The organism is Filomicrobium insigne (assembly GCF_900104305.1).
Taxonomy (GTDB): domain Bacteria; phylum Pseudomonadota; class Alphaproteobacteria; order Rhizobiales; family Hyphomicrobiaceae; genus Filomicrobium; species Filomicrobium insigne.
In genome coordinates this window covers 1,250,347-1,276,141 of record NZ_FNJC01000001.1, presented here as the reverse complement: position 1 = coordinate 1,276,141, position 25,795 = coordinate 1,250,347, and the positions used below count along the sequence as shown (strand labels likewise).

General features: G+C 56.1%; 29 protein-coding genes and 1 tRNA gene. 15 read left to right on the top strand and 15 right to left on the bottom strand.

Annotated features, from left to right (window positions below; all coding sequences use genetic code 11):
* Positions 1-108: 108 nt before the first annotated feature.
* From BLS30_RS05840 to phnC, 6 genes are all read right to left on the bottom strand, one after another.
* Positions 109-1,470 carry a fatty acid desaturase family protein gene (locus BLS30_RS05840; RefSeq protein WP_046476993.1) on the bottom strand — a complete coding sequence of 454 codons (1,362 nt, stop codon included), beginning with the start codon at positions 1,468-1,470 and terminating at the stop codon, positions 109-111.
* Positions 1,471-1,700: 230 nt separating this feature from the next.
* Entirely contained in the window at positions 1,701-2,558 is an 858-nt protein-coding gene (locus BLS30_RS05835) for a LysR family transcriptional regulator (protein ID WP_090227169.1), read from the bottom strand.
* 29 nt (positions 2,559-2,587) lie between these two features.
* Complete coding sequence (locus tag BLS30_RS05830) at positions 2,588-3,580, bottom strand: NAD(P)-dependent oxidoreductase (protein WP_090227166.1); 993 nt, start codon at positions 3,578-3,580, stop codon at positions 2,588-2,590.
* A gap of 10 nt (positions 3,581-3,590) precedes the next feature.
* On the bottom strand, positions 3,591-4,394 hold the full coding sequence (phnE, locus tag BLS30_RS05825) for a phosphonate ABC transporter, permease protein PhnE (RefSeq protein WP_090227164.1): 804 nt from the start codon (positions 4,392-4,394) through the stop codon (positions 3,591-3,593).
* A 6-nt stretch (positions 4,395-4,400) separates the two neighbouring features.
* Positions 4,401-5,273, bottom strand: coding sequence for a phosphate/phosphite/phosphonate ABC transporter substrate-binding protein (gene phnD / locus BLS30_RS05820; protein WP_046476999.1), 873 nt, complete (start codon positions 5,271-5,273; stop codon positions 4,401-4,403).
* Between the two features lie 29 nt (positions 5,274-5,302).
* Positions 5,303-6,064: a phosphonate ABC transporter ATP-binding protein gene (gene phnC, locus BLS30_RS05815; RefSeq protein ID WP_090227161.1), complete on the bottom strand. Its 762-nt coding sequence runs from the start codon at positions 6,062-6,064 to the stop codon at positions 5,303-5,305.
* Between the two features lie 215 nt (positions 6,065-6,279).
* Here phnC and BLS30_RS05810 point away from each other — a divergent pair, with 215 nt between their 5' ends.
* The gene (locus BLS30_RS05810) at positions 6,280-7,749 is read left to right on the top strand and encodes an AMP nucleosidase (RefSeq protein ID WP_425284143.1); all 1,470 of its coding nucleotides are present in this window, start codon (positions 6,280-6,282) and stop codon (positions 7,747-7,749) included.
* A gap of 10 nt (positions 7,750-7,759) precedes the next feature.
* Here BLS30_RS05810 and BLS30_RS05805 read toward each other — a convergent pair whose 3' ends face one another.
* Complete coding sequence (locus BLS30_RS05805) at positions 7,760-8,215, bottom strand: SRPBCC domain-containing protein (RefSeq protein WP_090227158.1); 456 nt, start codon at positions 8,213-8,215, stop codon at positions 7,760-7,762.
* A 51-nt stretch (positions 8,216-8,266) separates the two neighbouring features.
* Here BLS30_RS05805 and BLS30_RS05800 point away from each other — a divergent pair, with 51 nt between their 5' ends.
* Positions 8,267-8,596, top strand: coding sequence for an ArsR/SmtB family transcription factor (locus BLS30_RS05800; protein ID WP_046477006.1), 330 nt, complete (start codon positions 8,267-8,269; stop codon positions 8,594-8,596).
* Between the two features lie 41 nt (positions 8,597-8,637).
* A complete protein-coding gene (locus tag BLS30_RS05795) occupies positions 8,638-9,120 on the top strand; it encodes a GFA family protein (protein ID WP_483099028.1) in 483 nt (160 codons plus the stop codon).
* Between the two features lie 24 nt (positions 9,121-9,144).
* On the opposite strand, the gene BLS30_RS05790 is transcribed toward BLS30_RS05795, so the two are convergent.
* Positions 9,145-9,882, bottom strand: a complete 738-nt coding sequence (locus BLS30_RS05790) for a DUF4336 domain-containing protein (protein WP_046477008.1) — start codon at positions 9,880-9,882, stop codon at positions 9,145-9,147.
* 429 nt (positions 9,883-10,311) lie between these two features.
* Here BLS30_RS05790 and BLS30_RS05785 point away from each other — a divergent pair, with 429 nt between their 5' ends.
* Positions 10,312-11,910 carry an OpgD/OpgG family glucan biosynthesis protein gene (locus BLS30_RS05785; protein WP_090227156.1) on the top strand — a complete coding sequence of 533 codons (1,599 nt, stop codon included), beginning with the start codon at positions 10,312-10,314 and terminating at the stop codon, positions 11,908-11,910.
* A 90-nt stretch (positions 11,911-12,000) separates the two neighbouring features.
* On the opposite strand, the gene BLS30_RS05780 is transcribed toward BLS30_RS05785, so the two are convergent.
* Positions 12,001-13,149: a putative sulfate/molybdate transporter gene (locus tag BLS30_RS05780; RefSeq protein WP_210184002.1), complete on the bottom strand. Its 1,149-nt coding sequence runs from the start codon at positions 13,147-13,149 to the stop codon at positions 12,001-12,003.
* Positions 13,150-13,431: 282 nt separating this feature from the next.
* Between BLS30_RS05780 and BLS30_RS05775 the strand changes: the two genes are divergently transcribed.
* The 3 genes from BLS30_RS05775 (at position 13,432) to BLS30_RS05765 (ending at position 15,264) form a co-directional block, all read left to right on the top strand.
* Positions 13,432-14,358, top strand: coding sequence for an ABC transporter ATP-binding protein (locus BLS30_RS05775; protein ID WP_046477021.1), 927 nt, complete (start codon positions 13,432-13,434; stop codon positions 14,356-14,358).
* Positions 14,355-15,116, top strand: a complete 762-nt coding sequence (locus BLS30_RS05770) for an ABC transporter permease (protein WP_090227153.1) — start codon at positions 14,355-14,357, stop codon at positions 15,114-15,116. Before BLS30_RS05775 ends, BLS30_RS05770 begins: the two co-directional genes overlap by 4 nt.
* A gap of 72 nt (positions 15,117-15,188) precedes the next feature.
* Positions 15,189-15,264: transfer RNA gene (locus BLS30_RS05765), tRNA-Arg, on the top strand.
* A 75-nt stretch (positions 15,265-15,339) separates the two neighbouring features.
* Here BLS30_RS05765 and ppk2 read toward each other — a convergent pair.
* Positions 15,340-16,269 (bottom strand): polyphosphate kinase 2, encoded by a 930-nt coding sequence (gene ppk2 / locus BLS30_RS05760; protein ID WP_244465006.1) that lies wholly within the window; start codon positions 16,267-16,269, stop codon positions 15,340-15,342.
* 307 nt (positions 16,270-16,576) lie between these two features.
* Here ppk2 and BLS30_RS05755 point away from each other — a divergent pair, with 307 nt between their 5' ends.
* The 5 genes from BLS30_RS05755 to BLS30_RS05735 all read left to right on the top strand — a co-directional run bounded on the left by BLS30_RS05755 (position 16,577) and on the right by BLS30_RS05735 (position 20,252).
* Entirely contained in the window at positions 16,577-17,179 is a 603-nt protein-coding gene (locus BLS30_RS05755) for a 2-hydroxychromene-2-carboxylate isomerase (protein ID WP_046477027.1), read from the top strand.
* Positions 17,180-17,320: 141 nt separating this feature from the next.
* The gene (locus tag BLS30_RS05750) at positions 17,321-17,815 is read left to right on the top strand and encodes an ATP-dependent zinc protease family protein (protein WP_090227149.1); all 495 of its coding nucleotides are present in this window, start codon (positions 17,321-17,323) and stop codon (positions 17,813-17,815) included.
* A gap of 55 nt (positions 17,816-17,870) precedes the next feature.
* Entirely contained in the window at positions 17,871-18,776 is a 906-nt protein-coding gene (gene rimK / locus BLS30_RS05745) for a 30S ribosomal protein S6--L-glutamate ligase (protein ID WP_046477038.1), read from the top strand.
* Between the two features lie 3 nt (positions 18,777-18,779).
* Positions 18,780-19,817, top strand: coding sequence for a succinylglutamate desuccinylase/aspartoacylase family protein (locus tag BLS30_RS05740; RefSeq protein ID WP_090227145.1), 1,038 nt, complete (start codon positions 18,780-18,782; stop codon positions 19,815-19,817).
* Between the two features lie 24 nt (positions 19,818-19,841).
* The gene (locus BLS30_RS05735; RefSeq protein ID WP_046477046.1) at positions 19,842-20,252 is read left to right on the top strand and encodes a (R)-mandelonitrile lyase; all 411 of its coding nucleotides are present in this window, start codon (positions 19,842-19,844) and stop codon (positions 20,250-20,252) included.
* 4 nt (positions 20,253-20,256) lie between these two features.
* Here the strand turns inward: BLS30_RS05735 and BLS30_RS05730 are convergent, their stop codons facing one another.
* From BLS30_RS05730 to BLS30_RS05715, 4 genes are read right to left on the bottom strand one after another with little or no spacing between them, the layout of a single operon-like run.
* Positions 20,257-20,901, bottom strand: a complete 645-nt coding sequence (locus BLS30_RS05730; protein WP_090227141.1) for a histidine phosphatase family protein — start codon at positions 20,899-20,901, stop codon at positions 20,257-20,259.
* Between the two features lie 44 nt (positions 20,902-20,945).
* Positions 20,946-21,431, bottom strand: a complete 486-nt coding sequence (locus BLS30_RS05725) for a hypothetical protein (protein ID WP_090227138.1) — start codon at positions 21,429-21,431, stop codon at positions 20,946-20,948.
* Between the two features lie 18 nt (positions 21,432-21,449).
* Positions 21,450-21,830, bottom strand: a complete 381-nt coding sequence (locus BLS30_RS05720; RefSeq protein WP_210184001.1) for a DUF6152 family protein — start codon at positions 21,828-21,830, stop codon at positions 21,450-21,452.
* A gap of 49 nt (positions 21,831-21,879) precedes the next feature.
* Entirely contained in the window at positions 21,880-22,635 is a 756-nt protein-coding gene (locus BLS30_RS05715; RefSeq protein ID WP_090227135.1) for a dienelactone hydrolase family protein, read from the bottom strand.
* A 186-nt stretch (positions 22,636-22,821) separates the two neighbouring features.
* On the opposite strand from BLS30_RS05715, the gene BLS30_RS05710 reads away from it, so the two are divergent.
* From BLS30_RS05710 to BLS30_RS05700, 3 genes are all read left to right on the top strand, one after another.
* A complete protein-coding gene (locus tag BLS30_RS05710; protein ID WP_197540907.1) occupies positions 22,822-22,977 on the top strand; it encodes a DUF3309 family protein in 156 nt (51 codons plus the stop codon).
* A gap of 43 nt (positions 22,978-23,020) precedes the next feature.
* Positions 23,021-23,935 (top strand): hypothetical protein, encoded by a 915-nt coding sequence (locus BLS30_RS05705; RefSeq protein ID WP_046477056.1) that lies wholly within the window; start codon positions 23,021-23,023, stop codon positions 23,933-23,935.
* 232 nt (positions 23,936-24,167) lie between these two features.
* Positions 24,168-24,731 carry a type 1 glutamine amidotransferase domain-containing protein gene (locus tag BLS30_RS05700; protein WP_170832413.1) on the top strand — a complete coding sequence of 188 codons (564 nt, stop codon included), beginning with the start codon at positions 24,168-24,170 and terminating at the stop codon, positions 24,729-24,731.
* Between the two features lie 16 nt (positions 24,732-24,747).
* Here the strand turns inward: BLS30_RS05700 and BLS30_RS05695 are convergent, their stop codons facing one another.
* Positions 24,748-25,734 carry a glutathione S-transferase family protein gene (locus BLS30_RS05695; RefSeq protein ID WP_090227132.1) on the bottom strand — a complete coding sequence of 329 codons (987 nt, stop codon included), beginning with the start codon at positions 25,732-25,734 and terminating at the stop codon, positions 24,748-24,750.
* Positions 25,735-25,795: the final 61 nt, after the last annotated feature.

Sequence of the window (25,795 nt, the reverse complement as noted above, 5' to 3'; positions counted from 1 at the left end):
CATGCAAATTGCGGTTCCCGGGGGTAAAAACTCGTTGAGCCGGTACGTATCACAGATCACTGACGCGAACTCTCGGAACATCCTTAGCATTCCGAACCGGCGGAAAAATTACCAAACCCGCCCACGCTGAGAAGCCTCGACGTGCTCCTTGATGCGCGCAGCGTCCTTTATCTCAGCATCCTCGAGCGTACTCTCATTGATAAAGATATCATCGCCATGAATGGCATATTCAGGCCCAAGAACCTCGACGATTGACGGGTTGCCTTCGCGACTGACACCCGTCCAACCCTTCACGATCCTTCCCTTCTCCGCATACTCAGGATCACGCAGTAAGAGGCTGTGTAGATCCTTCAGTTTGTAGTGCGGAACCGACGCGAAGAGGTGATGCGGCAGATGGTAATCCATACCCAATGGGAACACCGCGTAGCGGCTGATAGGATCGACGAGAAAAACACGCGAATTGGTCAAACGTCCCCGGTCGGCATTGCCATGCTGAACCCACTCTCTGAGAACCATGAATATGGGGAACGTCGTGAAAAGCGGCAAAATCCACAATAGCCCATAATAACCCCAGGCGGGCGCGCCCGTCAGATACTCAGCCAGTGTCAACGCTCCGTAGACAACCGCCAAATAACTCATGCGTCCGATAATCGTCGCGCGATCTGAAATGACCGGCCGAACCCGGCTTCTTGGAAAATGCGACTCTGGGATAAATGCGTAATAGGCCACCATCGCAATCCAGGTCACGCCGAGAAAGATAGCGGCCGCAGCATAGTAGCCAAACGCAACCAAGCCTACCATTACGAGCGGAACTCCGACTGCAAAGAGTATGCCGATCTGAGTCGCCAACGGGCTCGCCACGTGGTCACCATCAGAAAACGGATTGCTATCCTGCGGCATTGCGCTGTGCTTGGCGCGTGACACCATGTATTTCAGCAGGTTAACCGGCCAAACGAGCCGAAAAAATCCCTTCGCGAGCTCCATGTGGGTGACTGGAAAGTCGAGCCAGTGTCCGCTCTCGGCTGCCTGCGTCGCGATGGGATCGCGGTCAGGATCGTTCACAAACTGATGGTGTGCAAAATGATGCAAACGATAGGCTTGCGTTGAAGTGTAGATTGGAAAACCGCCCAACCAGTCGGAAGCGAGCTCATTCAGTTTCCGGTCGGCAAAAAGGATGTAGTGCGTCCCCTCGTGAATAACGCCCCCCAATTGATGTTGAGACGCGCCCATCGCAAGAACCGCAAGAATCGTGATCGGTATCAACCAAGCGAAAGCGAGCGCACCAGCAGCATACGACTGATACGCCCATATCGTAATCACAGCGGTACCGATAATTACCGCGTAAATACCCGCGATATAACGAAAGTTCGTAACGTTATCGCGCGCCTTAAGAGCTTGGATTTCCTCAGAAGAATAGCGGCGACCCGTTGCTCTAGGGTTATCGGTTGCAATGGCAGGACTTGTGCTCATGCTGACGCCTTTCTGTAGGCACTTTCGCTTGCACCAACGCCCAACTCCGCACAACGTTGCGGAATTGGGCATCAATCTACCGGATTCAAGTTCGGCGATGTATACGCCAACTTATAGGGTCTAATTAGGTGAAACGAGTGAGACCACCTGCATAGGGGCCGACTGCGGCAATAATTTTCAGTTGCAAATATGCTTCACAAAAGGCGCTGACTGAACAAAGAACTGAAATTTTAGTTCACGCATGTTGCCAAAAATTTCATCGCCGGAGCCGTCGACGGCAAAGCATCAGGCACAATAACCTTTATCTCTTTTGCAAGTTCAATCCCTTCCAAGGGCAGCATCACGAGTTGACCGCTTGCCACCTCATCGGTCACCGCTGCTTCAAGAACGATTGATGCGCCGCGCCCCGCACGAACTGCCCGCTTCACGGCTTCCGTGCTTCCAAAGCCCTCGGTCGTCCTCAAGCGATCTGCCAACGCCCCAAACTGCTGTTGCAGCAACCGGCCGGTCCCAGTGCCTGGTTCTCCCCCGAGAAGCGGTTCCGTCACCAACTCCTGGACATTCACCGCCTCGAGGCTTGCCCATCGATGCTCAGGCCCGACGATGACAACCAGCGGTTCACGCGACCATGTTTGAGCGACAAACCCCTTTCGCGGCTCCCACCATTCCATCACGGCGAGATCGGATTCACCTCTTTGGATCCGCTCCGCAACGTCGATATTCCGGCCAATCCACATTTCGACTTCAATGTCGGTCTCTCTTTGGAAAGCTGCAACGGGTTGCTGCAGCATATATGTGCCGATGTTGCTCGCGGCAGCTACGCGCAGCCAAGGTTGATGTACGAGGATGCTCAAACGCTCCGCCGTCGTCACTAACGCACGCGCCAGAGGAAGCAAACGCGCGCCTTGTGGCGTTAGGCCGAACGCACCGCGATCGCGCGCGATCAGCGGCGTCGCCAGTTCTTCTTCCAATTGCCGGATGTGATCGGCGACTGTTGAGGGTGCCAGATCGAGCTGGCGTGCAGCCGCTCTGACACCACGAACCTCAACGACCGTCAGGAACGTACGTGCATGAATCAGATTGAGCATCTTCTTCGTTGTTTGCGAGGTTAAACCGCTTAAAGACGCGGCTTGTTAACGGCACCACTCGGAACTACGCCTGCGAGCGCTTCCTTTATACTTCTGGCCGCAGACAATTCGATTTCACGACGCACCGTATCTACCGCTGAACCGATATGGGGCGTCAGCACGGTACGTGCCTGCGGCGCCGTCAACCTCGGATCAATTGTACGGGGCCTATCGGCACGCGCCCAATCTTCGCATTCGAAGACGTCCGCCGCGTACCCGCCAAGATGCCCACTCTCCAGCGCATCCGCCACGGCACCCTCATCAACCAGCGAACCGCGCGCCGGATTGACCAGCAAAGCACCTGGTTTCATTTGACGGATCGCATGCGCACCAATCATGCCCATTGTGTCGTTCGTCAGAGGCAATCCAAGAATGACAACATCCGACTGACTAAGAACCTCTGGTAGATTGAGCCTTTCCACCCCGGCCACACTCCCCAAGCCGCCATGCGCATCAAACGCAACGATGCGACACCCGAAACCGGACAGACAGCGCGCAATGGTTTGCCCAACGCGTCCAAATCCGATGATGCCGACCGTGGCGCCATTGAGCCCCGTACCATAGTGCTCGGGCCGCCAGCCATGAAACCCGGATTGGCGGATGGACGCATCACCGAACCGGACATGTCGCCCGAGAGCGATCGTCAGTCCAACCGCCAGCTCCGCAGTCGGCTCAGTCAGGAGATCTGGCACGATAGTCACCCAGATGCCGCGTTCGCTGGCCGCCGCGACATCGATATTGTCAAACCCCTTCAATGCCGCACCGATGACCTTGAGTTTTGGGCATCGATCAAGGAACGCACGATCAATACAGTCCGGCATAAAGGCCATGACGCCGGTAGCATCTTCGCACCACGCCACAACGTCGTCGTAAGCCCAAGGCTCGGACTGGTCGTTCGCAACAAGGCGTGCAACACTATCAAACGCTGTGCGTGTTTCAGAGAAAGTACGATTCGTCAGAACGACGAGCGGAAGTTCATTCATCGGGTCACCGTTACTTGAGAGATTTACGTAGGTAAGCGCCGATACTGTCGACAATCACCACGCAGACGAGAATTGAAAGCAAGATGGCCGACACCTGATCGTAAGCCAGCAGTCGAAGCGCTGCCATGAGTTCGAATCCGATGCCACCCGCACCGACAATGCCGAGAACTGCGGAGGCACGGAAATGGTACTCCCAGCGATAAACCGTGACGTCGGTCAGTTGCGGCAGAACCTGGGGCATTACCGCATGTAGGATGACTTGCATCTGCGTCGCACCGGCTGCCCGCGCCGCTTCCAGCGGCTTAGGGTCGACGTGCTCAATGGCTTCCGCATAGAATTTCCCGACCATGCCGACTGAGTGCAGAGCCAGCGCCAATACGCCGGGAAGTGCCCCGAACCCCACTGCCGCGACGAACAGCACCCCCAGAATGATTTCCGGCACGGACCGCAAAAACGCAAGCAACGTCCGCACCACGAACAAAACAACAGAATGGGGACTGGTATTCGGCGCCGCGAGGATCGCGAGCGGTAACGAAAAGACAACGGCGAGAGCCGTGCCTGCGATCGACATCGCAAGGGTGTCGAATAAAGGTTTCACCCAAGACTGCCATCGGCTGAAATCCGGAGGCATCATCTCGGAGGCAAGTTGAAGGATCGCCGGCCCACTTTCCGCAAAGCGTTCGGCATCAAAAAAGCCGGTGATCGCCAGTGAGGCGAGACACGCGGCGAGGACCGCTGCGACGAGCCCCACCCCGCGTAAAGCGGAGCGGCGCTCCTCAGCCAGGATCGACTCATAAGAGCGCGTTACTGACATCGATCATTACAGCTTGGCGACATCGAGGCTGAGGACTTTCGCCATGTCGCGCAACACGTCGTAGTCCTTGTCGCTTGCCGGAGCCAAAGCCTCGACACGGAAGAGCTGAAGGATTTCCGGATCCTTGAGTTCAATGAAAGCCTTTCTGATTTCTTCTTTCAGCTCAGGTTTCAGATAACCCTGCAGCGTCATTGGATAGTTCGGTATCGGGTCGGACAGAGCAAGCTGGCGTAGTTTCGAAGGATCGATCTTCTTGGTTTCGACCAACACGCGATAAATCGTCTCCGACAATGCTCCGGCAGGGGCTTGGCCCGCGGCAACAGCGCGTGCAACCGCGTCATGCTTGCCCAAGTGAACCGGTTTGTAATCGGTATCGCCAATAAGACCGTTCTTCGCGAGCAGGGCGCGCGGAGCGAGGTGGCTCGACGTGGAAGCCTGATCACCAAAAGCGAAAGGATGACCTTTGATGTCGGCGAGCGTCTTCACCGGGCCATCGACGTTTGCAATCAGGATCGATTGATAGTTTGGCTTACCCTTTTCAACGCCAACAGCGAACGGCTCGATTTCCGGCGCCTTGGACTTTGCGAGCACGTAAGAGAACGGACCGAAATAGGCGACCTCGATACGGCCAAACCGCATGGCCTCGATCATCGACGAATAATCTGTAGTAACAATGATCTCTACGTCCTTTTTGAGCGTCTTTTCCAGATACGCCTTTAAGGGCTGCGCGTTCTGGATGATCGTTGCAGCATTCTCATCCGGAAGGAGCGCGACGCGCAGCTTATCTGGGTCGGCTTTGTCGGCGGCCATGGCCTGCTGCCCCGTGAAGGCGCAAAGACCAACAAGGATCGAAGCCGCGATGAAGTGACGGCGCTTCATGATACTACCTCTCACGATTTTGAAGGGTCCTACTGTGCCGCTTCCGCCAACCGCGGTTGATCGGCATGGTAGATTTCATCGAGCGCATCCGGCCTGAGCGTGTCCGGATTACCCTCGAATACGATGCGCCCCTGGGCCAGACCGATCACGTGATCGGCATACCTGCGGGCAAGATCGACTTGGTGGAGACTGATGATCGCAGTGATTCCGTCTTCACGGCAGATGCGATGCAGATCGTCTAAAACCTTGACAGCCGTAGCGGGATCCAAACTCGCTACAGGTTCATCCGCGAGAATTGTCTCCGGCCTTTGCGCCATAGCGCGCGCGATACCAACACGCTGTTGCTGCCCCCCGGAGAGCTGATCGGCGCGATGAAGCGCGCGGTCAACGAGACCCACGCGCCCCAGCGCTTCCAATGCGATCATCCGATCTGCACGCGGCAGTGGGAGCATCGATCGGAAGGTGCTGTGCGCCGCGAGGCGCCCCGTCAGAACATTCTCAAGCGCGGTCAACCGGCCAATGAGATGATGCTGTTGGAACACCATACCGGTCGAACGGCGATGCGCTCTCAAAGCTGAACGTCTAGCGAAAATGGAACCGCGTCCCTCGACGCGAACCTCGCCGCGCGTCGGCCGGACAAGACCGTTGAGTGTCCGCAGCAAAGTCGATTTGCCCGCTCCTGACGCTCCGAGCAACACGATGAATTGGCCGCGCTTAAAGGTTAGACTGGTCGGATGGAGAGCGGTAACGCCGTTGGAATAGGTGACCGCGACGTCATGGACTGAAAGCATGAAAGCATCCCCTCTGTCCGTCGCTTACGTTGATCGGATAATCCGAACAATATTAAGCAACGTTCGGTTATGCCGATTATCAACCCTACATGACACGCCAATGACAGAAAGCGCTCTTCGTTGAAGCCCGTGAGTGATTATCTTCTCAGGCAACATGCCCAGCGCGGAGCACACCTAGGAAGAAGAGCGCAGCAATTTCCAGATTGAAGGCCGTGGTGACAAAACTGAAAACGTTCAGAAACCTCAAACCTGAAGAAGCCGTTGAACACCTTGAACGGCTCTACCGAGAAGCAACGAACGCACTCGAAAAAGCCCTCGATAGATATCTTCTCGAACGGCGCGTGCCCTCGCCGGAAGAACGCAGCGCATTTTGCTACCCACGCCTGCGCGTTCTCTACAAGGACGTACCACAGCCGCCGCCGGTAAGTCGGCGCGCGTTCGCAAAGCTGCAACGGGCCGGAATCTACGAAACGACCATCACACATCCCGGCTTCTTCCGCGCCTATCTGCTGGAACAACTCGGCCCCTTGGTCGATGAATACGGTGCTGCAATCGAGGTCACCTCAAGCAGCCAGGAAATTCCCTACACCTACGTTTTCGAACGCACAGACGAAATTGCAAAAGCGGGCGTTACGGCAGGAGAGCTCGCGAGATATTTCCCGACGCCGAACCTCGCCGCCGTCGGCGACGAAATCGCTGACGGATTGATCGAACCGAAGCCTGGACGTGCCTATCCGCTCATGCTCTTCGACGCGGCTCGAGTCGACTACTCGCTACGCCGCCTTGTTCATTACACGGGCAGTGATTGGCGACACACGCAGCGATGGGTACTGCTCACCAACTATCACCGCTATATCGATCAGTTTGTTCAGCTTGCGATCGGACAACTGCTGCCAAGCGGTCAGTTCCAAAAGTTGATCATGCCCGGCAACATCGAGATCACGGCCGGCATGGAACAATCGGAGGCAGAGGATCGCATCGCCGCCTCCCAATGGCATCGATATCAGATGCCCGCCTACCATCTGGTCGCGGAAGGAGGTGAAGGCGTTTCGCTCATCAACATCGGCGTCGGGCCCCCCAATGCGAAGAACATAACCGATCACCTCGCTGTACTCCGCCCGCATTGCTGGCTGATGGTGGGCCATTGTGGTGGCCTACGCGAGAGCCAGTCCATCGGCGACTATGTGCTGGCACATGCCTACCTGCGCCAGGATCACATCCTCGACGCCCTGATTCCACCAGACATCCCCATACCCGCCCTAGCCGAGATCCAGGTTGCCTTGCAGGACGCCGCTGCTCAGGTGACGGGACAATATGGTGATGCCCTGAAACAGCGATTGCGTACCGGCACGGTCGTGACCAACGATGACCGCAATTGGGAGCTCCGCTTCGCGCAAGAACGCAGACGCATCAACCTCTCGCGCGCCATAGCCGTCGACATGGAAAGCGGTACGATCGCGGCCCAGGGATTTCGACTTCGGGTGCCTTATGGAACCTTGCTCTGCGTATCGGACAAGCCCCTGCATGGTGAGATCAAGCTGCCGGGCGCCGCCAACGCATTTTATGAAACCGCTGTCGCACAACACCTCGAAATCGGCCTGACCGCGATTGAACTTCTCAAGGATCGTCGCGAATCCCTCCACTCACGTAAACTGCGCTCGTTCGACGAGCCGCCGTTCCGCTAAGCGACGACGGCTACGCCGTCTCCGCTCCGCAAACACCGCCTGTCCTCAGGTTGATGCCAAACTCAAGGTAAGCCTTCATGCAGCACATCATGTGCATCCATCCACCGGCGTTGCCATAGGAAGCCTCAATGCCCGTGGGATTGGGACGCCACCCCGACTCTTTGATTAGCACCAACGTGCTTTCATCTTCGACCGCAAGGAAGGTCATCTCTACACATGTGCGGTAATCGCCGTCTTCTGCAGGCCACTCGAAAACAATGCGTTCGCTTGGGCGTACCTCACGAACAACCACGTCAATGGCCTCCGGCACTTCAGCGAATTTCCATCGCACCGTCACACCTTCCACCAACGGCCCATTCGTGGACTGAATGAAGTAGCGTGTGAGCTTGTCGGGATTAACGACAGCATCAAAAACTTCAGCCACCGGCTTTCCGATTTTAAGCTGAACTTGGAACTTCGGCTCCATCGACTGACCTCCATTTGCGACGGCTCCGAAGATATGTTATAGTTTTATAACATGTCAAACATCGATACCGACGATCTGATCTTTAAGGCACTTGCGGATTCGCGACGTCGCCAGATTCTGGATCTGCTCAAGAGCGCTCCGCGTACGACCGGCGAACTGTGCGATCATTTTAAAGATGCGCTCGACCGATGCACTGTGATGCAGCACATGAAGGTGCTTGAACGTGCCGGCCTGATCGTTGTTCGACGGGAAGGCAGAAATCGCTGGAACTACCTGAACGCTGCCCCATTCAAGGAAATCCACGATCGCTGGATTTCGCCCTACGCACATGAAGCTGTCGAACTGCTCGCCCGGCTCAAACACGACTTGGAAGGAACTTAAGCGATTAGGACACATGCCGCGGCGCTGCTAGCATTACGGAGTTGCCTGAACTACCTTCGTTTGCATCGCTCCAAAAAAAGCGACACAAATCAAGGGAGGTAAAATTGCAAACAATCAACGCCGAAGGAGGATGTCTATGCGGTGAAATCCGGTTCCGGGTGAACGGGCCATTGCTAGGCTCCGCCGCATGTCATTGTCGTGATTGCCAACACGTATGTGGTGGTGCGCCAGCCTATGTAGTCGTGGTCTCAAAATCATCACTGAACATCACCAAAGGCCAGCCTGCGAGTTACGCCAACACCGCCGAAAGCGGTGCCCAAAGGACGCGGCAATTCTGCGGCACCTGCGGCAGCCCACTGTTCGCCACCGACACCAGTTTTCCCGATGTTGTTTCAATCAAGGTCGGCAGCCTGGATGATCCATCCTTGTTCAAGTCCGAAGCTCAGTTTTGGACGGGATCGGCGCCACCCTGGCACCTGATTGATCCCAACGTTCCGCAGTTTCCGAAAGGACCCGAAAGTTAAGACTGCAGATCATTCCAACGCGCTTCAATTGAGTATCCACCTGAAGGCGCGCCGTAACTCGGCCGCGCCATTCGCTGGATACCATCGTCCGTGAGCGATGATGACACGCTCTGGATCCCACGAGATCATTGTCTCGATGGCCGCGCGAAGCTGCGGTTTCTGCCGCACAAAAGTCAGTCGCATGTCGCGCGGCATCTGGCCGTCGGGATCTTGCACACCGCCGGCCCAGGTCAACATACGCATGACCAAACCAAGTTTCTGCGGTTCGAAGTTCTCGATGAAATCCGTCAGAATGAGTGTCCGGCTGGCGCGGTGAAAGAACTCGACTTCCGTCATGAAGTCCCCCACGACCGGCAGTGTGTCGATGGCCTCGTCCCAGGGATATCCGTGCTCAGCCTCAAGCGGTAAGGCAGCGAAATCGATGCGGTCTCCCGCTTGCTCCTTTATGCGGGGCGCCAGATAGACATCCGCATCTGCAAAGGCTTCCCGCCACTCCGGAATCCACCAATAGTGGATCCGGTTGGGTCCGATGATCCAACGCGGACAACCCAACGCTTCGACTTCGGCTTTTAAATCGCGCGTCAGCGGGGTGGGAGAATGCACAAACAGATCTCCACCCGCCAGCCGGACAATGCTCATGCGGGTTGGAAAAGGCATCTTGAACATGGGCATGCCGAAGCGAATGAGTGGCCCATCCACAATCCATACGTCGTCCGCCACCGGCTTCAGAGTATTGAGAGGGGCGTACTGTTCGACGGCCATGGTTATTGGTTATCTCTGGGACTCGAAGGGCGAAGGTCAAATCTTTCGGCAAATTCGGATATCAGACCCGCGTCATCCTGACACGGGCAGGCACTATCTCCACACAGAAGTTCCGCTCTACACCAAACGTCAAAATTTGTACGTCAATTCAATGAAGTTATGGCTGGATAGTCCCCCAAAAACGCTGGGTTCAACGACAGTTAGTTAGTTAATTACAGCCACGAATATGCCGAAGTGTCCTTTTAAGCGCTGAATTAACCAATAGGTAAACGGAACCTAGCCAGCCCTATGGCTCTTTGGCACCCGGTTTACAGATCTCGCGAGAGCACGCCGATCTAGAAGAACACCTGGAAATTCACCGCCCGCTATCGAAATATCCGCCAAAGTTCCAAATGCGAGTCCCCTATTAGATAAGGGCACGAACGCGCCATGACCTCACTAAACCGACGAGACCTTTTCCGCACCACTGCCGGCCTAGCGGCCTTTATGGGACTTCCCCCCGCTCTCCGCCCGGCACTGGCGCAAGAAGCGCCCGGCACTCCATTTAGCTACGAGGAACTCGTCGCAAGAGCACGCCGTATGGCGAAAGAGGCCTACGTGCCGCCCTACCGCCCGATGCCGGACGTCATCCAACAGATCGACTATGAGCAGCATGGCAAGCTGAAGTTTAAGCCCGATCGCGCTCCGTATGCGAATGGAGGCGGAGCCTATCCGCTCAACTTCTTCCACCTGGGCCAGTACTTCGGCAAAGCCGTCAAAATGCATCTCGTCGAAAGCGGTATCGCCCGCGAGGTCGCATATAACCCATCCCTATTCGAAATGCCGGAAGACAGCCCCGCGCGCAAATTGCCTCCGGATTCCGGTTTTGCTGGCTTCCGTTTGCAAGAATGGAACGGAGCCTCGGATTGGCGCACGCAGGATTGGGTAGCTTTTCTTGGTGCTTCCTACTTCCGAGCCATTGGCGCACTCGGCCAGTACGGTCTTTCGGCACGCGGAGTTGCCATCGATGCAGCTGTTCCGAACAAGGCCGAGGAGTTTCCCGACTTCACGGAGTTCTACATTGCAGAACAGGCCGACCCCGAAACTCCGGTGATTGTCTGCGCACTTCTCAATGGTCCAAGCATTACGGGAGCGTTCCGTTTTGCGTTGAAGCGTGGCCGCGACCGTAGCAAGGGCGTGGTGATGGACATCGAATCCGCCCTCTACCTACGGCGCGATGTCGAACGGCTCGGCCTCATTCCGCTGACCTCTATGTTCTGGTACGGCGAATACGGTCGCGAGCGTATCCGTGATTGGCGTCCGGAAGTCCATGACTCGGATGGCTTGGCGATGTGGACAGGAAGCGGCGAACGAATTTGGCGCCCGCTCAACAATCCGCCCTCCGCCACGGTCTCTGCATTCGAGGACAACAATCCGCGCGGTTTCGGCCTCCTGCAACGCGATCGCAATTTCGATCACTACCAAGATGGCGTGATGTACGACCGCCGTCCGAGCTTATGGGTTGAGCCGCTCAAACCGCTTGGGAAAGGCTCCATCGAACTTCTCGAAATTCCAACCGACGACGAAATTCATGACAACATCGGCGCATTCTGGGTTCCAGCAGGCAAGGCAAAAGCGGGCAACGAGTACACGCTGAACTACCGCTTGCATTGGCTCGCGGACGAACCCTATCCCGCCGAAAATATAGCCACCACGACAGCGACACGGATTGGCAACGGTGGGGAACCAGGTAAACCGCGTCCACCAAACAACTACCGGTTTGCCATCGAATTCAACCGCCCATCGGTTATGACGAAAATCCCATATGGCGTCTTCCCGGAAGTGAAGGTCACAGCCTCAACGGGCAGAGTTATCCGGACGTTCGCAGAGCCCGTACCGAACGGGAATATCTGGCGCGCAGTCTTCGATCTGGAGGTAGAGCCACGCGAAATCGCCGAGCTACGCATGTATCTGGAGCTAAACGGCGAGCCACTGACGGAAACATGGCTCTATCAATTCGATCACCGCAACATCTCGACCTTTGGCTGAGCTAAGTTTGACCGCCGGTTGCCATGTCCGGTGAAGCAAGCCAACAGGTAGTGGGCTGGGCCACGCCGCCGGCCCACATCACCTGATTGATCAGATGTTCGCACGCTTCTGAAGGTGACGGACGACAGCCACACGAACAAGCTCAGCACCCGATCCAACGACGAGGCCCCAGAACGGATCGAACCACACCGTTACACCAGCTGTTGCGGCGATCACCGGCCAGCACGATGGCTTGCAATCAAACAGCCGCCGCGTCAGCGCCAACTCTCCTGCAGCTACTATCAACAGTGCCCCAAGTCCGGCCGCTGGCACCGCCGAAATAGCATCGAGGCCAAGTCCGCCCGGCAAAAGAGCAAACATAAGCAGCGTGACACCGATCAGAAGAGGCGCAGCCCCGCTTCGGGCACCAAAGCGATAATGCGCCGCCAAGCCTCCGGCTCCATGGCACATTGGCAGCGCTCCAAACGGCGTCAGCAACAAGTTCGCCAGCCCGCTCGAAATCGACAAACGCCCCGGCGTCACGTGCGAAGCACGTTCTCCGAAATAGTCCCCCGCGATAAGCGCTGTCAGGACCACGGCATTGGCGATCGTCAGCGGAAGCTGCGGCAGCACATACAGCGACAACGCTTGTTGGATGTCCTCCACGGAAGGCACGGACGGAACAGAAATCATCGCCGACGCCGCGATGTTCCCCGCGATCCCTGGTACATCGAACACCTGCGCCAGAACCACCGCGACAGCGACTGCGATCAGTGCCGAAGGATATCCTGGGAGGCGACCCAGGCCGAGTACCAGGCCGAGCGTCACAAAGGCCAAAAGCGGCGCGGTCGCCATTAATCCGAGGCTCACCAGGGCAAGGGCGATACCGAGACCAAGTTGAAGCCCCGCAAGCACCGACTGCGGCACGAGCCGAGCCAATCGCGTCATCCACCCTGTCGCCCCCAGCAGGAGCAGGACGGCACCGATAATGACACCGCTGGCAACAAGCGTTTCGTGGCTGAGTTGCGCCGTCAGCAGCACGGCCGCCACAACTTTCATAGGTTGGACAGGAATAGGCAGGCGATAATAAAGCGCGGTCCCGATGTAGAAGACCGCAAAGCCGAGAAGAACTGGCATCGGCGCCAATCCAGCAACCGCAATGGTCCCAAGAGTCAGCGGCAACAAGGTGCCGAGGTCACCCATGGCACCGTTGACCTCGCGCAGATTGAAAATGAACCTCTCGCCCTTTTGCACCACCACAGCCTCAGTTTTCCCGGTCCCGAACACAACGGATCAATAAAACGCTCAAATAGGAGCCGGCCCCTTAATCTGACTTACTCCTTTCTCGCCGCGAAATGAATACCCCGAGAAAAAGCTCATCGGAGACGACGTCTATTGTCGGACTTCTCATACACGCCCCGGTGTGTTAGCCCCAGCCACCAATCATAAGCGCATCGGCTAACACGCCTTGGAAATAACAACCCGCTACCCCAAGTAACTCGCCGCCGAGCCATTCAATCTCACCTCCTTAAGCAGATCTTCATGCCTCCAACGATTTCCGTTGCCAATCTGTCCAAGACCTATGCCTCGGGCTTTCAGGCCCTCAAAGGCATAGATCTTGAAATTCGTTCCGGCGAGATCTTCGCGCTGTTAGGCCCCAACGGCGCCGGCAAAACCACGCTCATCAGTATCATCTGCGGGATTGTCTCACCGAGCGGCGGCTCGGTCCACGTGAACGGCCACGACATCATTACGGACTATCGCACAACGCGCTCCTTGATCGGCTTAGTCCCTCAAGAATTACCCAACAACGCCTTTGAATCCGTCTGGGACACTGTCGCCTTCAGCCGCGGCCTGTTCGGAAAACCGCCAAATCCGGCACACATCGAGAAAGTCCTGCGCGATCTTTCGCTTTGGGACAAAAAAGACAACAGGATCATGACGCTGTCCGGCGGCATGAAGCGGCGCGTACTGATCGCCAAGGCCCTGTCTCATGAGCCACGAATCCTTTTCCTCGATGAACCGACAGCAGGCGTCGACGTCGAACTGCGAAAAGACATGTGGCGGATTGTGCGGGATTTACGTGATTCTGGTGTCACGATAATTCTGACGACGCACTACATCGAAGAAGCTGAAGAGATGGCCGACCGCATCGGCGTCATCAACAACGGCGAATTGATACTCGTCGAAGACAAATCGACCTTGATGCACAAGCTGGGCAAGAAGCAGCTCATCTTGCAGCTTCATCACCCGCTCGAAAAGATCCCATCTGCGCTTGCCTCACGCGGACTCACCCTTTCAGACGACGCGATGGAACTTGTCTATACCTACGATACGCAGGGAGAGCGCACCGGCATCACGTCCTTGTTGGCTGAACTCAATGAAGCAGGCATCAAGTTCAAGGACCTCAGCACAACACAAAGCTCGCTCGAACAGATCTTCGTCAGCCTGGTGAAACGACCCTCATGAATTTCCGCGCCGTACAAGCAATTTATCTCTTTGAGCTGGCCCGCACGTGGCGCACGCTGATGCAAAGCATCGTCTCGCCGGTCATATCGACGTCACTCTACTTCGTAGTGTTCGGCGGGGCCATCGGCTCCCGCATCACGCAGATTGACGGGATCGACTACGGGTCATTCATCGTACCGGGCCTGATCATGCTCCAGCTCTTGACGCAGAGCATCGCGAACGCATCATTCGGCATCTACTTCCCGAAGTTTACCGGCACGATCTACGAGCTCTTATCCGCCCCCGTCTCTTACTTCGAAATCGTTTTAGGATACGTGGGCGCCGCTGCCACCAAGTCCATAATTCTGGGGCTGATTATATTGGCGACTGCCGGCCTGTTCGTTCCGATTCAAATCGCCCACCCAATCTGGATGATTGCCTTCTTAGTACTCACCTCTGTCACCTTCAGCCTCTTCGGATTCATTATCGGAATTTGGGCTGATGGCTTTGAGAAGTTGCAGATCATTCCTCTGCTCGTCGTGACGCCGCTAACGTTTCTGGGCGGAACATTTTATTCGATAAACATGCTTCCACCCGTCTGGCAGACGGTGACGTTGTTCAATCCCGTCGTATATCTCGTCAGTGGCTTTCGTTGGAGCTTCTTCGGCGTCGCCGATCTTAATGTTGGTCTCAGTCTGACAATGACGCTGGCCTTCCTGGTCCTTTGTCTGGTCATCATCGCCTGGATCTTCAAAACCGGTTACCAGATCAAGAACTAACCAGCCGCCCCAAAACACTGGACTCTTGCTGGAAGATCATGAGACACCACAAGGGAATAGATTTGTAGAACCGGTCCCGTAGCTCAACGGATAGAGCACTTGGCTTCGAACCAAGGGGTTGGAGGTTCGAGTCCTTCCGGGATCGCCACTCGCGCACCAAAGACAACACAAGAATGCACCCTCGATGCCCAGTCAAAGACATCGAGGGCTTTGAGCTGCGCAATCAGAAAATCTTAGGAACGTACAGCTCCGGCGGCAGCGTCTTCCGGTCGTAGTCCGGATTGAAGATTCGCTCAGGCAGTTGGACCTTGTCCGTCGGCACGTCTTCGTAAGGTATCTTAGAGAGGATGTGTTCGATGCAGTTGAGGCGTTCACGCTTCTTGTCATTGCCTTCAACAATATACCAAGGCGCTTCCGGGATGTTCGTGCGCTCGAACATCTCCTCCTTTGCTTTAGTATAATCCTCCCATCGCACGCGGGACTGCAAGTCCATCGGTGAGAGCTTCCATTGCTTCATGGGATCTTCAATACGGATCTTGAATCGCAGCTGTTGTTCCGCATCCGTGATCGAAAGCCAGTATTTGAGAACGATGATGCCAGAGCGCACGAGCATGCGTTCAAACTCAGGAACGTCACGGAAAAAGTCTTCCACCTGGGCTTCGCTCGCAAACCCCATCACGCGTTCCACACCAGCGCGATTATACCAGGAGCGATCAAACAGAACCATTTCGCCGCCGGAGGGTAGGTGAGGCACGTAGCGCTGAAAGTACCACTGTGTCTGCTCACGCTCCGTCGGCTTCGGCAGCGCAACGACACGAGCAATACGTGGATTAAGCCGCTGGGTGATGCGTTTGATTACACCGCCTTTGCCGGCCGAATCGCGGCCTTCAAAAATAATCAGAATCCTTGAGCCGGTATACTCGACCCACGTTTGCAGCTTGATCAGTTCAGCCTGAAGTCGAAGCAAGTGTACGATATACGTGCGCCGGTCGAGCGCATTGGGATGCGCCTCACGGTACATGCGGCGAAGCTCCGCACTCAGCATGGGCTCTGAGAGCTCAGCCTCAAGCGTTTCATCAAGCGTCTCTTCGAGTTCAGCTTCAAGCCAATTGGGATTGGCACCATCACCCATGTCTTCGATCCAGTCCTGCATGTATCCGGAAAAAAATCGACACTTTCCCACGACAACGAAAGTGCTTTGTCGTGGGACAGTTTCATCGCGAATTTTAAAGCTTTCATGTCACTGCGCGAGCCGTGACACAATTTCACAAATTCCGTGCTCGGATACCCCAAACCAAGGCATTGATTACAATAAGAAACATGATATTTTCCGTCTCAGCCGAACGATACAAGTTTCCTTACACAAACTCCGCTTTAGAACAGCATCTAACACCGAGCGCGCATGTCATATGACAGCTGCAAACGCGTACGGGTCTATTGACAGAGCGAGGGTCTAGCCCGTGACCAAGCCTATAGAATTCTGGTTCGATTTCTCTTCCGGGTATGCGTTCTTCGCCGCGGCACGCATTGAAGCTCTCGCAAAGCGAGTCGAACGTCAGGTGCTGTGGCGCCCCTATATGCTCGGAACGGCCTACCAGGTGACCGGCGCACGCGGACTGTCATCCACACCACTCAAACGCGACTATGCACGACGTGACTGGGCCCGTCTTGCACGCGCAGAAGGTTTGGAGTTTCACCTCCCCAAAAACCACCCCCTGATCGCGTTGGCGGCAACCCGAGCATTCTATTGGATCGAGTCTCAAGATGCGGCAGCCGCACCCCGTTTTGCCCAACGTGTATTCGCCGAATATTACGGCAACGGGCTGGACACGTCCGACATCGTCGCAGTCTCATCCTTGGCACCTGAATTTAACGCCACGCCCGAAGCGCTTGTGCAGGGAGCCCAGAGTCCGGAAATTAAGGCACATACAAAATCCCTGGCAGAAGGAGCCATCGCCCGGGGCGTCTTCGGATCACCCTTTTTCTTCGCGGACGACGAACCCTTCTGGGGATGGGACCGTATGGGCATGATGGAGGATTGGTTGAAAAAAGGCGGTTGGTAACCGCGTTACCCACCCATCCGCTGACCGGGCCGCATTCTAGGGTGGATGCGTGATTCAATGCCCAATCTTATGCATTGTGCGCAACGAACATCCTCACACGCAGGCATTGCTTGCCAGCATCCCGGAATCGGAGCTCCAAAGATGGGCCAAAACCGTGAAGAGATCAGACCCCGCGGCTCGGTGGCCAAACCTCAAAGAAAACGTAGCGATAAACCCCGTATTGGCTGGCGCGAGTGGGTTCAGCTACCGGAACTAGGCGGCGCCATAGTTAAAGCGAAAGTCGATACCGGGGCACGCACCTCGGCTTTGCATGCATGGAATATCAAAACCATAACCCGCAACGGAAAACGCTTCGTCCAATTCGACCTCCACCCCCTGCAGAGGAATGATCAACACGCTCTATCCTGCGAAGCACAACTGCTCGACCAAAGGTCAATCCGCAATTCTGGCGGACAAACTCAAATTCGCCACATAGTTCGCACCCTGGTGCAGCTGGGCCCCTACACTTGGCCGATTGAACTGTCACTCACGCAACGCGACGAAATGGGCTTCCGCATGCTCCTTGGCCGATCGGCCGTACGTAGCAAATTCCTCATCGATCCCGGACGTTCGTTCATTCTCGGCCAGCAAGGCTGAGAAACTATACATCCCCATAGCTGCCCACCTTGGAGAAGGTGAACAGGAGACGGCAATGAAGATCGCGCTCATGTGCGTGAACCCAAAACTCTATACGCACCGCCGCCTCATAGAAGTTGCTGAACAACGTGGGCATCAGATCGATGTGATCCCGACCCTGCGGGTGACGATCAATATCGCTTCTCACAAGCCCTCGCTTTATCTCAACGGACAACTTCTGAGCGGTTACGATGCCGTCATTCCGCGCATCGGCGCATCCATCACGTTCTTTGGACTGGCCGTATTGCGCCAGTTCGAAATGATGGGCGTCTATCCTCTAAACGAATCCGTCGGCATCGGCCGTTCCCGCGACAAACTGCGGTCCATGCAGCTCCTGTCCCGCAAGGGTATCGGCCTGCCTGTAACAATTTTCGCGCAAGATCCTAAAAAGGCGGCTGAAGTCGTGGAGCTCGCAGGCGGGGCACCGGTCGTGATCAAGCTCCTGGAGGGAACACAAGGGATCGGCGTTGTCCTCGCTGAAACTCCGAAATCGGCGCAGTCTGTTATCGAAGCCTTTGCCGGCGCCAACGTAAACATCCTTGTCCAGGAGTTCATCAAGGAAGCTGGCGGCAGCGACATCCGCTGTTTTGTCATCGGAGATCGCGTCATCGCAGCTATGCAGCGCCAAGGGGCTGAAGGTGATTTCCGCTCAAACTTGCACCGGGGCGGCACGGCAACCCCTATCCGCATCACGCCACAGGAACGCGCAGCGGCCGTAGGTGCCGCGAAAGCCATGGGCCTTAACGTCTGCGGCGTCGACATGCTGCGCGCGAACCATGGACCGGTTATTATGGAGGTAAACTCATCTCCCGGAATTGAAGGCCTGGAAAAGGCCACAGGTATCGATGTCGCCAGCAAAATGATCGAATTTCTCGAAACACACGCAAAGCCTGGCAAAACCCGAACGAAAGGCCGAGGTTAACGCGTGCGAACTCCATTCAAAATCGGCGGGGCATCGGTGACAGCAGGTAGCCAAGGCCTCGTCGATTTGCCGGTCGCACACCTCTCGAACCACACGCCGGTTACCCTGCCAATACGCGTTGTACATGGCCGCCGCGACGGACCCACACTATTTGTCAGCGCAGCCCTACACGGTGATGAAATCCTCGGAGTCGAAATTATCCGGCGGCTGCTGAATACGCCGGGCCTGAAATCGCTACAGGGCACGTTGTTGTGCGTGCCTATCGTCAATGTGTTCGGCTTCCTCAGCAAAAGCCGGTATCTGCCCGACGGCCGCGACCTCAACCGGATGTTCCCCGGCTATCTCCATGGCTCACTCGCCGCTCAGCTGGCGTATCTCTTCATGGAACAAATCGCACGGCGCTCGGACTTCGGAATTGACCTCCATTCCGGCTCCAACAATCGCGCAAACCTCCCACAGCTTCGGGTGGACGTCGTGACGCCGGAGTTGAGAGATCTCGCGGAAGCTTTCGGCGCGCCCGTCATCCTGCAATCCGGTCTGCGTGAGGGATCATTGCGCAAAGCCGCACGCGAAGCTGGGTTGGAAGTCATCGTCTACGAAGCCGGCGAAGCCCTGCGTCTCGACGAGTTTTCCGTACGCGGTGGCGTGAGAGGCATTTTGCACGTGATGCATCATCTGGGCATGCTCGGCCCAAAACACGCGAACCGCCAAAAACACAGATCCGTCTTTGCGACGTCCAGCAGATGGATACGGGCACCGGATGGAGGGATTTTTCGCGCCCTCAGAGGCTTGGGCGACAGCATCGCCGCTGGTGATGTCATCGGCGGCATCACCAATCCATATGAAGGCACCGATGTCCCCGTCCTCGCTGAAGTAGACGGCATCATCATCGGCAGAACGAATGTTTCGGTTGTGAATCGCGCCGATGCCTTGTTCCATGTCGCGAAGGTCGCGCATCCGAAACCAGCAACCGGCCAGATCGGTGGAATCTCCGATGCGATTGGAGAAGATCCGATCTTCGACGAGGACGAAATCGTCTAAGATAAGAAACAGGGAATAACCACAATGGAAATCCGCAGATCTCCTAGCGCTCCGACGAGACGCGCACCCGAAAGCTACTTCACCGGAACGGTCTGGCAGGATCCTATTGTCGATGCTCCGCATCCAGCCCGCATCAAAGGCTTTCTTGTCACCTTCGAAGCCGGAGCGCGCACTGCTTGGCACACGCACCCGCTCGGTCAAACGCTCTACGTGGTCTCAGGCGTCGGTCGCATACAGCTGGAAGGGGAACCGGTCCGCGAGATCCATGCCGGCGACAGTGTATGGATCGCCCCAAACGAAAAGCACTGGCATGGCGCCTCTCCGACAAAGCCCATGGCACACCTGGCATTCCAGGAAGCGTTGGATGGCTCTCAAGCCGTGTGGCTCGAACAGGTTTCCGATGATGACTACACGGCTGAACCCCAATCAGCGTGATCTCTCACTCATCAATCGCACGCGCAATAGCCGAACCGACAACCCTAAGCTGATCGGGAGCTTCGCGATGCATCACGATAATCTCGCCCGAGCGCGTCGACGTGTCGGCAAGCCCCGAAATCACAACCTGATGCGTCACCAGCACCGCAGGACGGCTAAGATCCATCGCAGCAATATCAGCACGCAACTGTGCAATCTGCTCCTTCTCCCGATCCCATTCTCGGAAAAACGAATTCAAAGACTCCATCGGAACAACGCGACCCAGCTCGAGCAGCCGTGCGGTTTCAAGACAACGACACCAGCGGCTCGAAAAGACTTTAACGTCCTTGAGTCCAAGTGATCGAAGCATCTCACCCGTACGCTGTGCCTGTCGCCGTCCTGCTTCCGAAAGATTGCGTTGGGTCGAGCAATCATCAATTTGAAAGTTTCCAGGATCGCCGATACCAGGAGCCGTCGCATGCCGCATAATCAGAAAATGTCCCGGCGTGTTGACGAGCTTGCGAAGCGCATTCTCCCCCAGGCGTTCCGCCGCCGAAAGTCCGGTCTCAAGAGAACCCAATGAGCAGAATAAGACGGCAGTAAGCGTTGCTATGGTGATGGCTCGGGAACGTAGCAACGCATGAACGACTGCAAGCGCCCCGATGCCCATAAGCTGCCTCCCTTACACCTGCAAATATACGTCGTCGTGTCCGCTTACTCAGCGTAAGCAATCATACGTCCGAACACGATTGCACAGGTCCACAAACCGATCGACATCAATCCCGCGACCCTAAACCGTAGAGGTGGCGCGACGTCGGTATCAGCTTGTGACGCACGCCACTCCGCAGCAATATGCAGCAACATAACGTTCGTCAGTGCAGCCAAAATCACAAGAGCCTTGATCTGGAAGAATGCCATTGCCGCGTACTTCTCGGCACGCACCGCGAACAACAATCCACCCATTGCAATTGCGATCAACAGACCCGAAAGCGCGACAGGCAACAGCACACGCGACAGCGTTCCTATAGGAACGGATCTCCATAACCCCAGCAATCTCAGATCGAGCGGAACGATCGCCCCGAAAAGCAGGGCGATGCCCAAAATATGTCCGGCATTGACGAGGGGATAAGCCCAGCGTGACCGGCGCAGCTCCACGACAAACGACAAGTTCTGCAGGTCGCCGAGAACGTCGGTCAGCATATCTCTGGCTCGCGCGGTCTAGTCTCGGTCGGGATAAAGGTCGAAGGTTTTGCCGTCGATCACGATCCGCTCCGCCTTCAGCAGCTTCTGATCTGGTTTCGCTGAACGATGCCCTTTTGCAGTTAGCGTTACGCCGGGCGACATCATTGCGTCCGTCAGGCCAGCGCGTTCGTTACGCCAAGGTTGCCCAACCTCAACCTGCCAAACCTCACCTTTGACATCGAGCGTGACGATACCATGGGGATTGCCCAACTCTGCCTTCGTCACCACACCGGTGACTTCCGAGTTGCCATGTTCAGCCCAGCTCCAGCCATGGTGAGCCAACAGCGGTGTAGTCATCGCCGCCGTCGCCAAAGCCATAATGATCACCGCAAAGAATTTCCCAAAGCGTTGCCTCATGTGTCTTCTCCTGGAAACAATCGAGACGATAGGACGCCGACGGCGAACGTCAGTCGCCAAGATTTGTTTCAAGAAAGTCCTCGAACGCAGCCCAGGATTTCCGGTCGGCCCGTTCCTGATAGCGATCGCTTCCGATCACTGTAAAAGCGTGTGGCGCACCAGAATATACCTCAATATCGTAGGTCACCTTGGCCTTCTCCAACTCGCCCGACAACGCCGCCACCTCCTGCATCGAAACAGCCGTATCGCCTCCGCCATGGGCAATGAGAATGGGTGCCGTATCTGTCGGATAGCTTTGTCCTTCAGGCGTAGCGAGCCCGCCATGAAATGAAACGTATCCGCGAATGTCTTCACCCTCGCCTGAACGAGCGAGTTCGAGCACAGCAGCACCGCCGAAGCAGTAACCGATCACCATGACATTCCCGCTGCTAAGGCGATGTGCCTCCTTCAACCCACCGAGAATACGCGAGCGCATGGCGGCCCGGTCCTTATAGAGTTTTCCAACTTCGGCTTTCTTCGCTTCGAGTTCGACGGGACGGTTTCCCTTACCGAAAAGGTCGATAGCGACCGCGTCATAACCGAGGTCGGAAATCATGTCGGCACGCTTGATCTCGTAGTCAGTCAGGCCATCCCAATCATGAATGATCACGACCAGCCCCTTGGACTGAGAAGATTGCGCCTTCGCGAAGTATCCTTCGTAAGCCGCCCCGTCGACCTCATAGGAAATCGTCTCCCCTGCATATGCCGATGGCGCCATCGGCAGCATCATGCCCGTCAAAAGAAGTCCCGCAGCGATCACTCTCATGGCTTTCCCCTATCTCGTTTTTCGACATATACGCGTCTTTTCAGCGCTTGCCCGAAAAGTATATCGGCAATTCATATCGTCAGAGTGAGATAAAAATTTAAGCCTTCGAAAGACTTGGATTCGGAACAGATTGATCAATAGGCGCGTTGAAGAAGCTCATACTTTATGAAAACGGAGGCGCCGAATTTGTTGGAAACAATCCTTATCATTCTTCTTGTCCTACTGCTCATCGGAGCCTTACCCGCATGGCCCTACAGCCGGAGCTGGGGACCAGCCCCATCCGGAATAATCGGCACAATACTCATAATTCTGGTGGTTCTAGCCCTTCTCGGCCGTATCTAATCGCGGAAGCTTCGGTGCGCTCCAACTCCTAGCGAGGCACACCATGGTAACCACTTCGTTCGACCCCAACGCGACCACAGCCGTCGTTACCGACGTCGAAGTAACCGGCAGACGACCCTATCTCGACTGGGCGGCAGTTGTCGCCGGCGCGGTAATTGCAACCGCCATGTCCCTACTACTAACAATGTTCGGCTCCTCCGTGGGGTTATTCGTAGCTTCACCATGGTCGGAAAACGGCATATCGGCCGAGTCCATCGGCATCATCGCAGCTATATGGTTCGCCTTTACGTATATCTATTCCATTGGAATGGGGGCGTACTTCACCGGACGTATGCGCGCTCGCATGAGCGGATTTAAAAGCGACGAAACGGGCTTCCGCGATGGAGCTAATGGGCTCGTCGTGTGGGCGCTTTCTCTCATCATTGGGGCATGCCTCGCCGCCATAATCGGAAGTTCCGTCGCCAATCTCGCGACCAAAACCGCATTGTCGGCCGCCCGCAGTACGGCCGAGATCGTCGCGCCCGTGGCAGACGATGCCGGTGATGCACTGTGGCGCGAATTCGCTCCCGAAAGTCCTGCCAACCAGACGCAACAACCGCCTGCGGGACAACCCGCAACCACCACTCAGACAGGACCGTCCAGAGCACAGCGCGAGGAAGTCATGCGCATCCTGCGGGAGGGCCTCATCAACGGTGAGATTAAAGAGGAAGACCGCACCTATCTAGCGCGCCTCATACAGAGCAAAACTGGCCTCACACTTGAACAGGCCGAACAACGCGTTCGCTCAACGGTGACCGGAGCAATCGACAGAGCGAAAAGTGTCGTGGAAGCCGCAAGGAAGGGTGCCGCATTTGCCGGATTCTGGGCATCCCTCGTTTTGCTTCTTAGTGGTGTCGCTGCGTGGTGGGCAGCTTCTCTAGGTGGCAGCCATCGCGACGAGCAAACCCTCGCGACTTAAGGCCCAGCGCATCTCACAACGCAAAGCGGAAAGGAGACTTTAAAAATGCTTCCCGGAGTAATCATGTGGCTGTTGGGCGTACCCCTCGTGGTGATCGTTCTTCTGTATTTGATCTTCTAAGTGAACGATCGAGACATGCTGGGATTATCCCAACCTACGTGGAGCGCTACTCCAGTCGCTGGAATGGCGTCCGTGCCCAAAATAAGAAACATTAGTGATGATTGGAGGCCGTATGAACATCGCAAGGTCAAAAATCGCAATCCTCGCCACGAACGGATTTGAGCAATCCGAACTGCTCGTACCTCTGCGCCGACTGAAGGAGGTCGGCGCGCAGGTCGATATTGTTTCCCCAGAAGAGGAAAAAATCCGTGGTTGGAACGGTGACGATTGGGGCGGCAACGTCGATGTGGATGTAAACTTGTCCGACGCAGACCCAGACGATTATGACGCGCTCGTACTCCCAGGTGGCCAGATCAATCCTGATCTGCTTCGCGTCAACGAAAAGGCCGTTCAATTTGTCCGCGCCTTCGCCAAATCCGGCAGGCCAATCGCAGCAATCTGCCATGCTCCGTGGCTTTTGATCGAAGCCGATATCGCACGCGGGCTACGCGCGACGTCTTACCAGTCCATCAAGAAGGACATGATGAACGCCGGCGCCGAATGGGTAGACGAACCCGCTGTGGTGGACCGCAATATTGTGACCAGCCGCAACCCTGGCGATCTCGATTCTTTTTGCTCAAGCATCATCGAAGTCATGGAGCGTAGCGCAACGCCACAACATCACGCTGCGGAGTAACGGGCGGTCAGGGCCACTACGATAACGTCGCTCGATCGTGGGGCGCATCCAGATCAAATTCAGGCCCTACCGGAACAATCCGCGCCGGGTTGATCATTTGATGTGACGCGTAATAGTGCGTCTTGATGTGATCGAAATGTACAGTATGCGCCACCCCCATATGCTGGTAGAGATCACGCAAGTATCCTGACAGGGCGGGATAGTTGCGGATCTCGCGCCAGTTGCACTTGAAGTGACCGAAGTAAACCGCATCAAAGCGCACCAGCGTCGTGAACAAGCGCCAATCCGCCTCCGTCGGAGTGGAATTAGCGACTGCATACCGCTGGTGGCTCAAACGGTCATCCAACCAATCGAGCGTAGCGAAGAGTTCACGGAAGGCCTCTTCGTAAGCGCGTTGCGAGGTCGCGAACCCCGCCTTGTAGACGCCATTGTTGACCGTGTCATAGACCCTGGCATTAACATCGTCGATCTTTTCACGCAGCGTGTCAGGATAAAGATCAGGTCCTGATGCGCCTGCATCGTTGAAGGCGGAATTGAACATCCGTAGGATTTCAGAGGACTCGTTGTTGACGATTTGCCGTGTTTGTCGGTCCCACAACGTTGGCACCGTGACGCGTCCCGTGAATTTTGGATCAGCGAGCAGATAGACCTCATAAAGTCTCTCGGTCTGGTTGACACGATCGCCCGTCGCGCCGTCGAAGTCCGCCGCAAACGTCCAACCGTCCTTCCCCATGACCGGATGCACAACATCGACCGAAACAATATCGTCAAGCCCCTTCACTTGCCGCGCGATCAGCGTTCGGTGCGCCCACGGGCAAGCGTATGAGACATAAAGATGATACCGGCCCCCTTCGGCCTTGAAACCGCCGTCACCAGTTGAGCCGGCCGAACCATCAGCAGTAATCCAATTTCGGAACTGAGAGGCTTGGCGCTCGAAACGTCCACCCGTCTTTTCAGTATCGTACCAGCGATCCTGCCAAGCGCCGTCGACGAGAAGACCCATATCGCACCTTCCTTTGCATATGCGAGCCGCGCAACCTATGTCCCGTTGGCCACCGCTCAAG

Coding starts and splice junctions, on each gene's coding strand:
- BLS30_RS05830 (WP_090227166.1), bottom strand. CDS start 3,580: ATGAATGAACTTCCGCTCGTCGTTCTGACGAATCGTACTTTCTCTGAA.
- phnC (WP_090227161.1), bottom strand. CDS start 6,064: ATGCTTTCAGTCCATGACGTCGCGGTCACCTATTCCAACGGCGTTACC.
- BLS30_RS05770 (WP_090227153.1), top strand. CDS start 14,355: ATGAATTTCCGCGCCGTACAAGCAATTTATCTCTTTGAGCTGGCCCGC.
- BLS30_RS05840 (WP_046476993.1), bottom strand. CDS start 1,470: ATGAGCACAAGTCCTGCCATTGCAACCGATAACCCTAGAGCAACGGGT.
- phnE (WP_090227164.1), bottom strand. CDS start 4,394: ATGTCAGTAACGCGCTCTTATGAGTCGATCCTGGCTGAGGAGCGCCGC.
- BLS30_RS05835 (WP_090227169.1), bottom strand. CDS start 2,558: ATGCTCAATCTGATTCATGCACGTACGTTCCTGACGGTCGTTGAGGTT.
- BLS30_RS05805 (WP_090227158.1), bottom strand. CDS start 8,215: ATGGAGCCGAAGTTCCAAGTTCAGCTTAAAATCGGAAAGCCGGTGGCT.
- BLS30_RS05700 (WP_170832413.1), top strand. CDS start 24,168: ATGAACATCGCAAGGTCAAAAATCGCAATCCTCGCCACGAACGGATTT.
- BLS30_RS05705 (WP_046477056.1), top strand. CDS start 23,021: ATGGTAACCACTTCGTTCGACCCCAACGCGACCACAGCCGTCGTTACC.
- BLS30_RS05720 (WP_210184001.1), bottom strand. CDS start 21,830: ATGAGGCAACGCTTTGGGAAATTCTTTGCGGTGATCATTATGGCTTTG.
- BLS30_RS05730 (WP_090227141.1), bottom strand. CDS start 20,901: ATGGGCATCGGGGCGCTTGCAGTCGTTCATGCGTTGCTACGTTCCCGA.
- BLS30_RS05735 (WP_046477046.1), top strand. CDS start 19,842: ATGGAAATCCGCAGATCTCCTAGCGCTCCGACGAGACGCGCACCCGAA.
- BLS30_RS05800 (WP_046477006.1), top strand. CDS start 8,267: ATGTCAAACATCGATACCGACGATCTGATCTTTAAGGCACTTGCGGAT.
- BLS30_RS05785 (WP_090227156.1), top strand. CDS start 10,312: ATGACCTCACTAAACCGACGAGACCTTTTCCGCACCACTGCCGGCCTA.
- BLS30_RS05715 (WP_090227135.1), bottom strand. CDS start 22,635: ATGAGAGTGATCGCTGCGGGACTTCTTTTGACGGGCATGATGCTGCCG.
- BLS30_RS05695 (WP_090227132.1), bottom strand. CDS start 25,734: ATGGGTCTTCTCGTCGACGGCGCTTGGCAGGATCGCTGGTACGATACT.
- BLS30_RS05775 (WP_046477021.1), top strand. CDS start 13,432: ATGCCTCCAACGATTTCCGTTGCCAATCTGTCCAAGACCTATGCCTCG.
- ppk2 (WP_244465006.1), bottom strand. CDS start 16,269: ATGCAGGACTGGATCGAAGACATGGGTGATGGTGCCAATCCCAATTGG.
- BLS30_RS05750 (WP_090227149.1), top strand. CDS start 17,321: ATGGGCCAAAACCGTGAAGAGATCAGACCCCGCGGCTCGGTGGCCAAA.
- BLS30_RS05725 (WP_090227138.1), bottom strand. CDS start 21,431: ATGCTGACCGACGTTCTCGGCGACCTGCAGAACTTGTCGTTTGTCGTG.
- BLS30_RS05790 (WP_046477008.1), bottom strand. CDS start 9,882: ATGGCCGTCGAACAGTACGCCCCTCTCAATACTCTGAAGCCGGTGGCG.
- rimK (WP_046477038.1), top strand. CDS start 17,871: ATGAAGATCGCGCTCATGTGCGTGAACCCAAAACTCTATACGCACCGC.
- phnD (WP_046476999.1), bottom strand. CDS start 5,273: ATGAAGCGCCGTCACTTCATCGCGGCTTCGATCCTTGTTGGTCTTTGC.